The organism is Blastococcus sp. PRF04-17, from assembly GCF_023016265.1.
Taxonomy (GTDB): Bacteria; Actinomycetota; Actinomycetes; order Mycobacteriales; family Geodermatophilaceae; genus Blastococcus_B.
Genome location: NZ_CP095412.1, coordinates 427,353 through 440,418 on the forward strand (window position 1 = coordinate 427,353; position 13,066 = coordinate 440,418).

13 protein-coding genes and 1 riboswitch are annotated in these 13,066 nt (G+C 73.0%); of the genes, 6 read left to right on the plus strand and 7 right to left on the minus strand.

Annotation, left to right across the window (positions count from 1 at the left end; translation table 11 throughout):
• The first annotated feature begins 25 nt into the window (after positions 1 to 25).
• From MVA48_RS02140 to MVA48_RS02160, 5 genes are all read left to right on the plus strand, one after another.
• On the plus strand, positions 26 to 1,522 hold the full coding sequence (locus MVA48_RS02140) for a flavin-containing monooxygenase (protein WP_246985255.1): 1,497 nt from the start codon (positions 26 to 28) through the stop codon (positions 1,520 to 1,522).
• Positions 1,522 to 2,361, plus strand: coding sequence for an SDR family NAD(P)-dependent oxidoreductase (locus tag MVA48_RS02145; protein WP_246989034.1), 840 nt, complete (start codon positions 1,522 to 1,524; stop codon positions 2,359 to 2,361). The genes MVA48_RS02140 and MVA48_RS02145 overlap by 1 nt, the downstream gene beginning before the upstream one ends.
• Positions 2,362 to 2,371: 10 nt before the next feature.
• Positions 2,372 to 3,013 (plus strand): class I SAM-dependent methyltransferase, encoded by a 642-nt coding sequence (locus MVA48_RS02150; protein WP_246985257.1) that lies wholly within the window; start codon positions 2,372 to 2,374, stop codon positions 3,011 to 3,013.
• Between the two features lie 144 nt (positions 3,014 to 3,157).
• A riboswitch (cyclic di-AMP (ydaO/yuaA leader) is annotated at positions 3,158 to 3,311 on the plus strand.
• Positions 3,312 to 3,317: 6 nt separating this feature from the next.
• A complete protein-coding gene (locus tag MVA48_RS02155; RefSeq protein WP_246985259.1) occupies positions 3,318 to 4,091 on the plus strand; it encodes a transglycosylase SLT domain-containing protein in 774 nt (257 codons plus the stop codon).
• A gap of 97 nt (positions 4,092 to 4,188) precedes the next feature.
• On the plus strand, positions 4,189 to 4,917 hold the full coding sequence (locus tag MVA48_RS02160) for a DUF72 domain-containing protein (protein WP_246985262.1): 729 nt from the start codon (positions 4,189 to 4,191) through the stop codon (positions 4,915 to 4,917).
• Between the two features lie 3 nt (positions 4,918 to 4,920).
• Here the strand turns inward: MVA48_RS02160 and MVA48_RS02165 are convergent, their stop codons facing one another.
• Positions 4,921 to 6,153, minus strand: coding sequence for a glycoside hydrolase family 3 N-terminal domain-containing protein (locus MVA48_RS02165; RefSeq protein ID WP_246985264.1), 1,233 nt, complete (start codon positions 6,151 to 6,153; stop codon positions 4,921 to 4,923).
• Between the two features lie 107 nt (positions 6,154 to 6,260).
• Here MVA48_RS02165 and MVA48_RS02170 point away from each other — a divergent pair, with 107 nt between their 5' ends.
• Positions 6,261 to 6,650, plus strand: a complete 390-nt coding sequence (locus tag MVA48_RS02170) for a hypothetical protein (RefSeq protein WP_246985266.1) — start codon at positions 6,261 to 6,263, stop codon at positions 6,648 to 6,650.
• Here MVA48_RS02170 and MVA48_RS02175 read toward each other — a convergent pair.
• The 6 genes from MVA48_RS02175 to MVA48_RS02200 form a co-directional block, all read right to left on the minus strand.
• Positions 6,647 to 7,093, minus strand: coding sequence for a hypothetical protein (locus tag MVA48_RS02175; protein ID WP_246985268.1), 447 nt, complete (start codon positions 7,091 to 7,093; stop codon positions 6,647 to 6,649). The genes MVA48_RS02170 and MVA48_RS02175 overlap by 4 nt on opposite strands.
• 48 nt (positions 7,094 to 7,141) lie before the next feature.
• Entirely contained in the window at positions 7,142 to 7,900 is a 759-nt protein-coding gene (locus tag MVA48_RS02180; RefSeq protein WP_246985290.1) for a GAF and ANTAR domain-containing protein, read from the minus strand.
• A 181-nt stretch (positions 7,901 to 8,081) separates the two neighbouring features.
• Entirely contained in the window at positions 8,082 to 9,041 is a 960-nt protein-coding gene (locus MVA48_RS02185) for a sensor histidine kinase (protein WP_246985292.1), read from the minus strand.
• Positions 9,038 to 9,898, minus strand: a complete 861-nt coding sequence (locus MVA48_RS02190; protein WP_246985294.1) for an MEDS domain-containing protein — start codon at positions 9,896 to 9,898, stop codon at positions 9,038 to 9,040. Before MVA48_RS02190 ends, MVA48_RS02185 begins: the two co-directional genes overlap by 4 nt.
• Before the next feature lie 50 nt (positions 9,899 to 9,948).
• Positions 9,949 to 11,352, minus strand: coding sequence for a Re/Si-specific NAD(P)(+) transhydrogenase subunit beta (gene pntB / locus MVA48_RS02195; RefSeq protein WP_246985296.1), 1,404 nt, complete (start codon positions 11,350 to 11,352; stop codon positions 9,949 to 9,951).
• Positions 11,349 to 12,887: a Re/Si-specific NAD(P)(+) transhydrogenase subunit alpha gene (locus MVA48_RS02200; protein ID WP_246985298.1), complete on the minus strand. Its 1,539-nt coding sequence runs from the start codon at positions 12,885 to 12,887 to the stop codon at positions 11,349 to 11,351. The genes pntB and MVA48_RS02200 overlap by 4 nt, the downstream gene beginning before the upstream one ends.
• Positions 12,888 to 13,066: the final 179 nt, after the last annotated feature.

The following is a 13,066-nucleotide window of genomic DNA, read 5'->3' on the forward strand; positions in this document are numbered from 1 at the left end:
CCGGCCAGACCCCTGGAGTGCGCACATGGCACCGGAGCAGCCCGACGTCCAGCACGTCGACGTCCTCGTCGTCGGAGCCGGGCTGTCCGGTATCGGCGCGGCCTGCCACCTGCAGGACGAGTGCCCGGGCAAGAGCTACCTGATCCTCGAGTCCCGCGGGGCGATCGGCGGGACCTGGGACCTGTTCCGCTATCCCGGCATCAGGTCGGACTCGGACATGTTCACCCTCGGCTACGCCTTCCGGCCGTGGAAGGACTCGAAGGCCATCGCCGACGGCGCGGCGATCCGCTCCTACATCCAGGAGACCGCCCGCGAGCACGGGGTCGAGGCGAAGATCCGCTTCCACCACCAGGTGCTGTCGGCCGACTGGTCGAGCGCGGACGCCCGCTGGACGGTGACCGCCCGCCGCACCGACACCGGTGCGACGGTCCGGTTCACCTGCTCGTGGCTGACGGTCTGCTCCGGCTACTACCGCTACGACGAGGGTTTCCGCCCGGAGTTCCCGGGTGAGGAGCGCTTTCCCGGCCAGGTCATCCATCCGCAGCACTGGCCGGAGGACTTCGACGCCACCGGCAAGCGGATCGTCGTGATCGGCAGCGGCGCGACGGCGGTGACCCTGGTCCCGAACCTGGCCGGGGCCGCCGAGCACGTCACCATGCTCCAGCGGACGCCGAGCTACGTGATGACGCTGCCCGGCCGCGACCCGCTGGCCCGGTTCCTGCGGGACAAGCTGCCGGAGAAGCTCGCCTATCCGATCGTGCGGTGGAAGAACGTCCTGCTCTCGACCGCCTTCTACCAGTTCAGCCAGCGCTTCCCGAAGGCCGCGAGGAAGCTGCTGCACCGGCTCACCCAGAAGCAGCTGCCCGGCGTCGACGTGGGCACCCACTTCAACCCGCCGTACGACCCGTGGGACCAGCGGCTGTGTCTCGTGCCGGACGGCGACCTGTTCCGCAGCCTCCGCCGCGGCGACGCCTCGATCGTCACCGGCCGGATCAGGACCTTCACCGAGAAGGGCATCGAGCTGGAGTCGGGGGAGCACCTCGACGCCGACGTGATCGTGACCGCGACCGGTCTGAACCTGCTGCCGATCGGCGGCATGACGCTCTGCCGGGACGGCCGGCCGGTCGACCTGTCGGAGACCGTCTCCTACAAGGGGATGATGATCTCCGGCGTGCCCAACTTCTCCATGGTCATCGGTTACACGAACGCCTCGTGGACGCTCAAGGCAGACCTGGTCAACCGCTACGTGTGCCGGCTGCTCAACCACATGGACGCCGAGGGCTACGTCGCGGCCACGCCCGTGGCGCCGCCGGAGGGTGCCGACCAGCCGTTCCTGGACCTCGCGTCCGGGTACGTGCAGCGCAGCCTGACGCAGCTGCCCAAGCAGGGCCGCCGCAAGCCGTGGCGGCTGCACCAGAACTACATCCGCGACGTCCAGCTCATGCGGCGGGGCTCGCTCGAGGACGAGGGCATGACCTTCTCGCGGGGCGTGCCGACCACGACGGAGAAGGCGGTCGCGTGATGCAGCCCTACCAGTTCGCCGGCGGCACGGCCGTCGTCACCGGAGCAGCCAGCGGCATCGGCGAGGCACTCGCCGTCCAGCTGGCCGCGCGCGGCAGCAACCTGGTCCTGGTCGACCGCGACAAGGACCGGCTCGGCGACGTCGCCGACCGGCTCCGGGCCGCACACCCGGGCCTCGGCCTCGCCACGCACGTGGCCGACCTCTCCGACGACGCGGCCACCGACGCGCTGGCCGCGACGCTCGCCGCCGAGCACCCGGAGACCACGCTGCTGGTCAACAACGCCGGCGTCGCGCTGGGCGGGCGGCTGGACCAGGTGACGCTCGAGGACTTCGACTGGGTCATGTCGGTCAACTTCCGCAGCGTCGTCCGGCTGACCCACGCGTTCGTGCCGGTGCTCAAGTCGCACCCCGGCTCGCACGTGGTCAACGTGTCCAGCGTCTTCGGCATCTTCGCCCCGGCCGGCCAGGCGGCGTACGCGGCCTCGAAGTTCGCCGTCCGCGGGTTCTCGGAGGCCGTGCGGCACGAACTGGCCGAGGACCGCGTCGGCGTCACCGTCGTCCACCCCGGTGGGATCAGGACCCGCATCGCCGAGAGCGCCCGGGTCGGCTCCGGCGTCTCCCGCGAGGAGTACGAGCAGGGGCAGCGGCAGTTCAAGAAGCTGCTGTCGATCCCGCCCGAGGACGCCGCCGCGCAGATCATGACCGCGATCGAGAAGCGCCGGCCGCGGCTGCTCATCGGCTGGAGCGCCCGGGTGCCCGACGTCCTGGTCCGGCTGATGCCCGGGTCGTACTGGAAGCTGATCGCCAAGCGCGCCGCGCCCCCGAAGCCCGCGGGCTGAGCTGACCGGCGTGGCCGACGTCCCGGCGGAGTTCGTCCGTGCGCACACCCGGCCGGCGCGTCCCTCGCTCGTGCCCGAGGTGACGCTGCTCGTCGCGGACGACGTCGTCGCGCTCTGGGAGGCGATGGAGCAGGGGCAGGTCGACCCGGGCTCGGATCCTCCGTTCTGGGCGGCCGCGTGGCCGGGCGGCCAGGCGCTGGCCCGCTACGTGCTCGACCACCCGGACGTCGTCGCCGGGCGGACCGTGCTCGACCTCGGGGCGGGCAGCGGCCTGGTCGCGGTGGCGGCCGCTCTGGCCGGCGCGGCGCGGGTGGTCGCCAGCGACGTCGACCCGTACGCGCAGACCGCGGTGGTGGTGAACGCGGAGGAGAACGGGGTCGGGCCGTTCACCGTCGCCGGCGACGTCCTGGACGCCGACCCCGACCCGGAGCTGGAGGTCGTCCTGGCCGGAGACGTCTGCTACGACCGCGAGATGACCGCGCGGGTGCTGCCCTACCTCGGGCGTGCATGGCTCGGTGGAGCGTCGGTCTTCCTGGGCGACCCGGGCCGGGCCTACGTGCCGCGCGAGGGGCTCGTGTCCGTGGCGGAGTACGAGGTGCCGGACGTCGAGGGCCCGCCGGCCCGCCGGACGACCGTCTGGCGTCTTCCCTGAGCCGGGCGCGAGATGGATCACGGTCGCCGTCCTGGTCCCGGCATTGTCACGGCCCGATAACGACGGTTAGCGTGAGTCCCGTCCGGCCGGCCCGCACATCCCCAGCCGGGGAGACCGCGCCGGGCGCCGCCGAGTCGCCCGCAGCTCCGAACAGCACCACGCACCTGGAGCGAGGGTGAGCCGGGGACCCACCGCAGTACTGGGGTGAATCGGGCCGTGAGCCACTCGCTCACGGCCGGTAGGGCTGCTTCCCGCCCGAATCCGTCAGCTAACTCGGTAGGCGGCACACGGAAGAAACGGCTTCATGAATCTGCGTTCCCGCACGTCCCTGCACGCCCTCCGCCGTTCCGCCTCGCGCCCGCCGCTGTCCGGTCGCCGTCCCGCCCTGTACCTGGGAGTGGCCGCTTCCGGCGCCCTCATGGTCAGCGTCCTCACCGCCGGTGCGCCCGCCGAGGCCGATCCCCAGCTGAAGTCGGTCAGCATCGCCGAGCAGCTCGGCATCCCGGCCGGGTCGCCGGCGCCGCTCGCCGCCGAGGAGGCCGTGCGGCCGCTCGAGCAGCTGGCCGCCAGCCGCAGCGAGCGCGAGGACGCGCGCACCGCCGCCGCGCAGGCCCAGGCCGCCGCCGACCGGGCCGAGCGGGACCGCATCGCGGCGGAGGAGGCAGCCCGCAAGGCCGCGGCCGAGAAGGCCGCCGCCGAGGCCGCCGCTGCCGAGGCCGCCCGCCGCGCCGAGGCCGAGGCCGCCGCGGCAGGTCCGGGCCGGGGCACCAGCGCACCGGTGGCTCCCTCCGGCTCGTACCAGGACTACGCCATGCAGAAGCTCGGGGGCAGCGGCAGCGAGTTCAGCTGCCTGGAGAACCTGTGGGGCAAGGAGAGCGGCTGGAACCCGAACGCGCAGAACCCGACGAGCACCGCGTACGGGATCCCGCAGTTCCTCGACTCCACCTGGGCCGGCACGGGCATCGCGAAGACGTCGGACGGCTACCGGCAGATCGACGCCGGGCTGATCTACATCGAGCAGCGCTACGGCTCGCCCTGCGCCGCATGGGGCCACTCGCAGGCCCACAACTGGTACTGAGAAAGGACCCCCTTCCCCCACCGCTCGCACGCTCGCGACGGGACCCTGCAGGGGGCCTGACGTGCACTCGACCCCGGTAGCGGGGTAGGGGCGGCCGGTGGCCGTGCACATCGGGACGTCGGGGTGGAGCTACGACCACTGGGACGGCGTCCTGTACCCGCCGGGCACCCCGCCCCGTGACCGGCTGGCGCACTACGTCGCCCGCTTCGGCACCGTCGAGCTGAACGCGAGCTTCTACCGCTGGCCCCGCGACGCTAGCTTCGCGAGCTGGCGCCGGCGCCTGCCGCCGGGGTTCCGGCTGTCGGTGAAGGCCCCACGCGGCCTGACCCACGCCAAGCGGCTGTTCGCGCCGGAGCCGTGGCTGCCGCGGCTCACCACGGCGTGGCACGAGCTGGGGGAGAAGCGGGCGGTGCTCCTCGTCCAGTTGCACCCGGCCCACCAGCGGGACGACGTCCGCCTGGACTACTTCCTCGCCCGGCTGCCGGAGTGGATGGGCGTCGCGGTGGAGTTCCGGCACCGGAGCTGGCACGACGAGGGTGTGTACGCGCTGCTCGAGCGGCACCGGGCGGCGTACACCGTGATGAGCGGGGCCCGGCTGCCGTGCGTGCTGCGGGCGACCGCGCCGGTGGTCTACGTCCGCATGCACGGCCCCGACCCGGACCACCTCTACGGCGGCTCGTACGGCGAGGACGACCTGCGCTGGTGGGCCGACCGGGTGGGGGAGTGGGCCGGCTCGGGGCGGGACGTCTACCTGTACTTCAACAACGACGGCCACGGGCACGCCGTGCGCAACGCGCTGCGGCTGCGCGAGCTCGTGGGGGCGTGAGGCTCAGCCGAGCAGTCCGGCCCGCGCCTTGGCCGTGAGCGCCGTGGCCACCGCCGACTCGACCTGCTCGGCGAACTGCGGGTCGGTCGCGGTGCGGGCCAGGACGGCGTCGACCATGCCCGCGACGATCGACGGCTCGACGGTGAGCACCATCGTGCCCCCGGCCTCCAGGAAGCGGACCGCCCGCTCGCCGGCGTCGAGGTCCTGCACCGCCGCGGCGTTGCCGACGTCGTCGGTGAGCACCACCCCGTCGAAGCCCAGCTGACCGCGCAGCAGATCGGTCAGCACGGTGCGGGAGAAGGCGGCCTGGTGGTCGGGGTCGATCTGCTGGTACGTGGCCGAGGACATCATGACGAAGGGATGCGCGGGCGAGGCCGCGAGCGCGCCGAACGCGGCCACCTGCTCGTCGCCGGCGGTGGTGACCCGGTCGACGACGCCGGCGCTGGTGTCGGTGTTGCCGGTCACCCGGCCCAGGCCCGGGAAGTGCTTGAGCGTCGACGTCACGCCGGCCTCGGCCAGCCCGGCCATCACCGCGCCCGCCGCCGACCGGACGGCGGATGCGGTGCTGCCGTACTGCCGGCCGAATGCGCCGATCGGCTCGTTGCCCGCCTCGGAGCCGGCCGGGACGACGTCGACGACCGGGGCGAGGTTGAGGTTGACTCCCGCGGCGGCGAGCTGCTCGCCCATGGTCCGCGCCATCGCGGCCAGTTCGGCCGGCGGCAGCGCGCCCTGCTCGGCGGCCGTGGGCAGCCGATCGAAGCCCGGCCCCTTGAAGGTCTGGACGGCGCCGCCCTCCTGGTCGGCCGCTATCCACAGCGCCGGGCCGGGGGCCAGCGACTGCCACCGATCCGTCGCCTCGGCCAGGTCCGCGGTCGGGGCCTGGGAGCGCCCGGCCATGAACAGGCCGCCCAGGCCGTCCTCCGCCAGCGCGTCGCCGGCGTCGAGGTCGTCCAGCGGCACGCCCACGAGGAAGAGCTGCGCCACTCTGGCCCGCTCGTCGAGCGCCTCCAGCGTGGTCGCCACCAGCTCTTCCTCGGTCGACGCGTCGGAAGGGGCCGACCCGGACGGTGACGCCTTGTCCTCGGTCCCGGTCCCGGTCCCGGTCCCGGTGGACGTCGGCGTCGGTCGCGTCTGCGACTGCTGCTCCGTGCGCAGCACCGCGCCGCCGACGACGATCGCGACGAGGACGCCGAGGATCAGGGCGGCCCAGAGGCTCCGGCGAGTGGCGACGGACATGGGTCTCCTCGGCACCTCCGGACGGCGCGGCGGTTCGGTCTGGGATCGTGCCCCAGTCTGCCGGGGTGTCGGAGGGCGGCGCCGAGCGGGGGTAATACGGTCGGGGCATGGGTGGTGAGCAGCAACAGCCGGAGCCCGCGTCGGGCAACCTCGTCGGGCGGTCGATCGACGAGTTTGTCAACCAGCTGCGGGGCTTCACCGACCGCGCCCGCTCCATGGCCGGTCAGGTGCCGTCCAAGCTGCACCTGCCGGCGCTGCCCAGCCCGCCCGGCGCGATGTCCGCGGCCCAGCTGAGGACCGTCGCCCAGACGGTGCACGCACAGCGCCAGTCGATCGCCGCCATGCGCGCCCAGCTCGACGCGTTCGACCAGCAGCTGGCCGTCTTCGAGCGGCTGCTCGACCCGCTCGTCGAGTGGAGCGCCACCTGGGCGCAGCTGGAGAAGGCGGTCGGCGACTTCGTCCGGCCGGGCAACGCCGACGACGGCCCGAAGGGCTAGATCCCCGGCAGGTCGTCCTCGTCGTCCTCGGCGCGGGGCTTGCGGCGGAGCAGCCCGGTCACCGACCCGACCCGCGACTGGGCGACGCGCAGGCCGTGGATCAGCGGCACCAGGTCCTCCTGGATGCGCCGCAGGGTGTCGGGCACGGTGTCGACCACGGGGTCGTCCAGCACCCGGCCCACCCGCTCGATGCCGGGCTTGAGCGCCCGCACCGGCTCCTCGAGCTCGTCGACCAGCGTCTCCAGCCGCTCCGCGATGCGCTGCGCCGACGCGATCGTGTCCCGCGCCATCGTGGTCGCCTCGGTGAGCTCGCGGACCGTCCCCTGGAGGTCGGTCAGCGTCCGCGGCAACTGCGCCAGCGCCTCGGTCTGCGTCTGCAGCAGGGCCACGATCTCGCTCAGCCCCGGGATGCGGGGCATGCCGAGACCGCGGAAGGGATCCACGTCAGCAACCGTCGAGGACCCGCGGCGACGCCGCAACCCCGGAGCCGATCACGGGGCGCCGAACTCGCCGGTGCCCACCAGGTGCTGCGCGACGTCCCGCACCTTGGTGTTCGACTCCATCGAGACCCGCGTGAGCGCCCGGAACGCCTGGTCGGCGGTGAGCTTGTACCGCTCCATCAGGATGCCCTTGGCCTGGTCGATGACGCCCCGGGAGTCCAGGGCGGTCTGCAGGTTGCCGGCCCGCTCGACGGCCGTCTCGTACAGGTACATGTTCGACACCGGCACGACGGCGTACGAGGCGAACCGCGACACGAGGCGCCGGGTGCGCTCGTCGGTCACGGTGAACCGTCGCGCATAGACGTTGAGGGCGGCCGTCAACTCCTCCCGCACGGGGAGCGGGAACGACAGGACGCTGCCGCACCCCTGCTCGGCCGCTCGTCGGGCCACCTCCGGCCACTGCGTCGGGCGAGCGGTGTCGGGAATCTCGGTCGGGCGTCCGGTCGAGGCGGCGGTGACGCACGGCCCGTCCCCGAGCCGGTACTGCAGCTCGTCCAGATCCGTCGCGAGGGGGCCGCTGGCGGCAACCGTCGTCGGCCGGCCCCGGGTGAGCACCGTGACAGAGGTGATCGGATCGCCGGGCAGGACCCGGCCGGCGACGGCGGTGACCCGCTCGAGCAGCGAATCGAGGGAGTGCTCCGCGAAGGAGAGCCGGCCGAGTTCGTCGAAGGCCGGCTGGACGGCGACGTCGTCGTGGTAGTCGTCGTCGTGGTAGTCGTCGTCGTGGTAGTCGTCATCGGGGCTTGTCACGTCGTGTGCTCCGAGCAGTCGTGCCGGACTGCGGGATGCCGGCGATCGCTGACGAACCCCGGCTGTTCCAAGGTGCGGCAGTGGTGCGGGTGGGCTCGCCGGCTGTGTGACGCGCTCGACCGAGATCATATCCGGGTGGCCGCGGCGGTCCGGGGAGGCGGCCCTGCCGGCGGCGGGGCGATCAGAGCCAGGTGGTGACGCGCACCGTCGTCCCGCTCGTCGAGGAGCGGAGCTGCACGAGGTCGCACAGCTGGTTGACCAGGTAGACGCCGCGCCCGCCCTCGGCGTCCAGCGGCGGGGAGAGCCGACCGGTCAGCGGGTCGCTCACGTGCCCGGCGTCGCTGAACTCGACGACGACGGCTCCGGGCTCGACCCACATCGCGACGGTCCCCGTGCCGCCGCCGTGCCGGATGCTGTTGGTGGCCAGCTCCGACGCCGCCAACGCCAGCACCTCCACCTGCTCCTTGGACAGCCCGCAGCGACGGGCGTACTGCGCCACGGTGCGCCGTGTGGCCGGCACGTCGCCGGGGCCGAACTCGCCGCGCAGGACGGCGTCCCTCGGCGGTGGGAGAGCGGCGGCGTAGGCGTCGGCCCAGCCCTGCGCGGCGTACGCGCCGCTGGACCGCCGCCCGGCCGTGCCGGCCAGGATCGGGTGGGTGTGCTCGGCCCTGCGGACGACGTCGCGCGGCAGGCGGTCCTCGTCGTACGGACACAGCAGTCGCCAGCCCGGTCCGCCGTCGAAGGCGCGGTTGAGCAGTAGCTCGTGCAGCTCGCACTCCACGAACTCCGCGGGACGACGTCCGGCGAACGCGGGCTCGCCCACGCCCCGCAGCTGCCGACCGGAGCGCGTGTGCTCCTGCAGGGCGGTCGCCCAGACGCCGATGATCCGGGCCGGATTGGCGCCGATCTCGGCCATGTCGAGGAACCCGACCGCGCTGGCGTCGTCCCCGAGTGCGTCGCGGAGCAGCTCGAGCCGGGGCCGGGGCTCGGCGACCAGAACGGACTCGTCGCGCTCCAGCCCCTCACGGACGAACGGGAGCAGGGCGGCGAGGAAGTCCTCGTCGCCGCGGTAGAAGAGGGCCTCGTGCTCGAAGCCGGCCGCGTGCTCGAAGCCGGCCGCGTGCTCGCCGGTGAGGGTCATCCCGCTCGCTGGCCGAAGGTCACCGGAACGAGGTCGCCCAGGCCCAGCACCCGCCACATGCGCCCGAACAGGGGGGACGCCCCGCGGATCTCGACGGCGACCGACCGCGCCTGCAGCGCGCGGGCCCACCGGGCCAGGACCCGGGCGGCGGCCACGTCGACGAACTCGACGGGACCCAGGTCGAGGACGGCGCGCTCCGGCCCGACCGGTGAGGACGCGAGCAGCGCCGCGAGCCGGTCGGCGCCGAACGTGTCCACGTCGCCGGCCACGACGACCCGGTCCTCGTCGAAGAAGACCCGGAAGGACGGCGTCCCGTCGGGCGCGCGCACGAGCGGGTGCACCGACGCGACGTCGGCCAGCGCGTCGGCAGGCAGGTCGCCGCGGTAGGCGCACATCGCCGTCATCCCGGAGCCCGACGCCATGAAGCCGTCGGCCACGTGCTCCCAGCGGACCAGTTCGGCGCGACGGCCCGTGTCGGCGGCGAGGGCGCTGAGCTCGGCGACCACGCGCAGCCCGGTGTAGCCGTCGTCGATCGCCTGCCGGGTCCGCTTCTCGTAGAACTCGAACTGGCGCTCCGGCGTGAATTCCCCGGCCGCCTGGTACGCGTCGGCCACCGTCAGCATGTCCAGCGCGCCGGACGCGACCAGCGCCGGCACGCCGGGGATGGGCGCGGCGTCGCCGCGCATGCGGTCCACGACCTCGTCACCGACGCAGAGCAGCCGCTCGCCGCGGGCGAGGCCACCGCTGAGGAAGCGCTCGACCGCCTGGTCGAAGGATGCGTCGTCGTCGTACACCCAGCACAGGTGATCGGTCGCGTCGAGACGGGGGACCTCGCTCACGAGGCCGGATGGACGCACGCCCCCACGGTAGGCCAGCGGACGCCGGAAACCTAGCGACGGGCAGCCGCTCAGAGGGCGCGCAGGATGTCCTCCACGCGCTCGCGGGCATCGCCGAACAGCATCCGGCTGTTCTCCCGGAAGAACAGCGGGTTCTGGACCCCGGCGTAGCCGGCGGCCATGGATCGCTTGAAGACGACGACGCGGTCGGCCTCCCACACCGTGAGCACCGGCATGCCCGCGATGGGGCTGGTCGGGTCGTCGGTCGCGGCGGGGTTCACGGTGTCGTTGGCGCCGATGACGAGCACGACATCGGTCTTGGCGAAGTCGTCGTTGATCTCGTCCATCTCCAGGACGATGTCGTAGGGCACCTTGGCCTCGGCGAGGAGCACGTTCATGTGCCCGGGCAGCCGGCCGGCCACGGGGTGGATGCCGAACCGGACGTCGATGCCCTTCTCCCGCAGGTGCCGGGTGAGCTCCGCGACCGCGCTCTGCGCCTGGGCGACGGCCATGCCGTATCCGGGCGTGATGATCACCGAGTCGGCGTCGCGGAGGAGTTCGGCGACCTCGTCGGCGGTGATCTCGGTGTGCTCCCCGTACTCGGTGTCGTCGGAGGTGGCTGCCTCGATGCCGAACCCGCCGGCGATGACCGAGAGGAAGGAGCGGTTCATCGCCTTGCACATGATGTAGGAGAGGTAGGCACCCGAGGAGCCCACCAGGGCACCGGTGATGATCAGCAGGTCGTTGCCCAGCAGGAAGCCCGACGCGGCCGCGGCCCAGCCCGAGTAGCTGTTGAGCATCGAGACGACCACCGGCATGTCCCCGCCGCCGATGGAGGCCACCAGGTGCCAGCCCAGCGCCAGGGCGATCGCGGTGATGACGGCCAGCACGGCCAGGTTCGGGGTGACCACGAACACCACCGTGAGGACGGCGAAGGCGACCAGCGCACCCAGGTTCAGCGCGTTCTTGCCCGGCAGGACCAGGGGCGCGGACTTCATCCGGGCCGAGAGCTTGAGGAACGCCACGATCGAGCCGGTGAAGGTGACCGCGCCGATGAACACGCCGATGCCGACCTCGCCGGAGTGGATGGCGTCGCCGCCACCGCCCCCGTCGGAGGCGGCCACCCCCTCGACCGACAGGTAGCCGTTCCAGCCGACCAGCACCGCGGCCAGGCCGACGAAGCTGTGCAGGATCGCGATGAGCTCGGGCATGCCGGTCATCGCCACCCGGCGGGCCCGCCACAGCCCGATGACCGCGCCGACGGCGACCACGACGGCCAGGAGGGCGGCCTGACTGCCGGAGATGCCGCCGTCGGCGACCAGTGCGCCCGTGGCGACGAGGGCCAGTGCCATGCCGGCGATGCCGTAGGTGTTCCCGGACCGGGCGCTCTCGTGCCGGGACAGTCCGGCCAGGCTCAGCACGAAGAGCAGTGCGGCCACGATGTATGCCGCCGAGGCGGCGCTGACGAGGGTCACACCGGCTCCTTGGCGAACATCTTCAGCATCCGGCGGGTGACGGCGAACCCGCCGAAGATGTTGATGCTGGCGACCAGGACCGCGATCAGCGCCAGCGCGGTGACGATGCCGCTCTCGGCGCCCACCTGCAGCAGCGCGCCGACCACGATGATGCCCGAGATCGCGTTGGTCACCGACATCAGCGGCGTGTGCAGCGCGTGGTGCACCGAGCTGATGACGTAGAACCCGACCACGATCGCGAGGGCGAAGACGGTGAAGTGCCCGACCAGCTCACCGGGGGAGAACGCCGTCACTCCGAACAGCAGGGCGGCGGCGAGCCCGACCAGCGCGAACCGCCGCGCCGGTGGTGGCGGAGCCTTCTTCGCCGGGGGAGGTGCGGCCGTGGGCACGACCGGCGCCGGCGCCGCCGAGACCTGCACCGGCGGCGGGGGCCAGGTCTTCTCGCCCTCGCGCACCACGGTCATGGCCCGCTGGACGACGTCGTCGAAGTCCAGCACCAGCCGGCCGTCCTTGCCCGGCGTCAGCAGCTTGAGCAGGTTGACCACATTGGTGCCGTAGAGCTGGGAGGCCTGGGCGGGCAGCCGGCCGGGCAGGTCGGTGTAGCCGATGATCGAGACGCCGTTGGCGGTGACCACGACCTCGTCGGCGACCGAGCCGGCCACGTTGCCGCCCTGGGCGGCGGCCATGTCGACGATCACGCTGCCCGACCGCATGCTGGCCACCATCTCCTCGGTGATCAGCCGCGGGGCGGGCCGGCCCGGGATGAGCGCCGTCGTGATGACGATGTCGGCCTCGGGCACCTGCTCGGCGTACATCAGCGCCGCCCGCCGGTTGAAGTCCTCGCCCATCTCGCGGGCGTAGCCGTCGGCGCTGACCTCCTGCTCGCCGGCCGGGACCGCCACGTACTCACCGCCCAGCGACCGCACCTGCTCGGCCACCTCGGGCCGGACGTCGGTGGCGCGGACGATCGCGCCGAGACTCGACGCCGTCCCGATCGCCGCGAGCCCGGCCACGCCGGCGCCCACGACGAGCACCGTGGCCGGGGGCACCTTGCCCGCAGCGGTCACCTGGCCGGTGAAGAACCGGCCGAATGCGTGCGCGGCCTCGAGCACCGCGCGGTAGCCGGCGATGTTGGCCATCGAGCTCAGTACGTCCAGCGACTGGGCGCGGGAGATGCGCGGGACGGCGTCCATCGCCAGCGCGGTGATCGGTCGCCGGGCGAGCTCGTCGACCAGATCGGGGTTCAGGGCCGGGCCGATGAGGCTGATCAGCGTCGCGCCGTCCCGGAGCCGGCCGAGCTCGTCCGGCGCGGGAGCGTTGACGCGGATCACGACGTCGGCCTGCCAGGCGTCGTCCGTCGTCCCGACCGTCGCGCCGGAGGCGGCATAGTCCTCGTCCAGGAAGCTGCTGCCCGAGCCCGCCCCGGCCTCCACGACCACCTCGTAGCCGAGCTCGAGCAGCTTGGTCACCGTGGCCGGCGTGGCCGCCACCCGGGTCTCGCGGGGTCTGGTCTCACGCGGCACTCCGATACGCATCGCTGCGCTCCATTCCTCGCCGGGGAGACTCGTCGCTCTCCTGCACGGTGATCTCGGGGGATCATGCCTGCTGTCGAGGGCTGAGGTCGGCCGAGGTGGCCGGCGACACGGATGGTGACGGGTGCAGCCCCTAATTCATGCGCATAGTATGAACCGGAAGGCCGCTCGGCAGTAGGGTC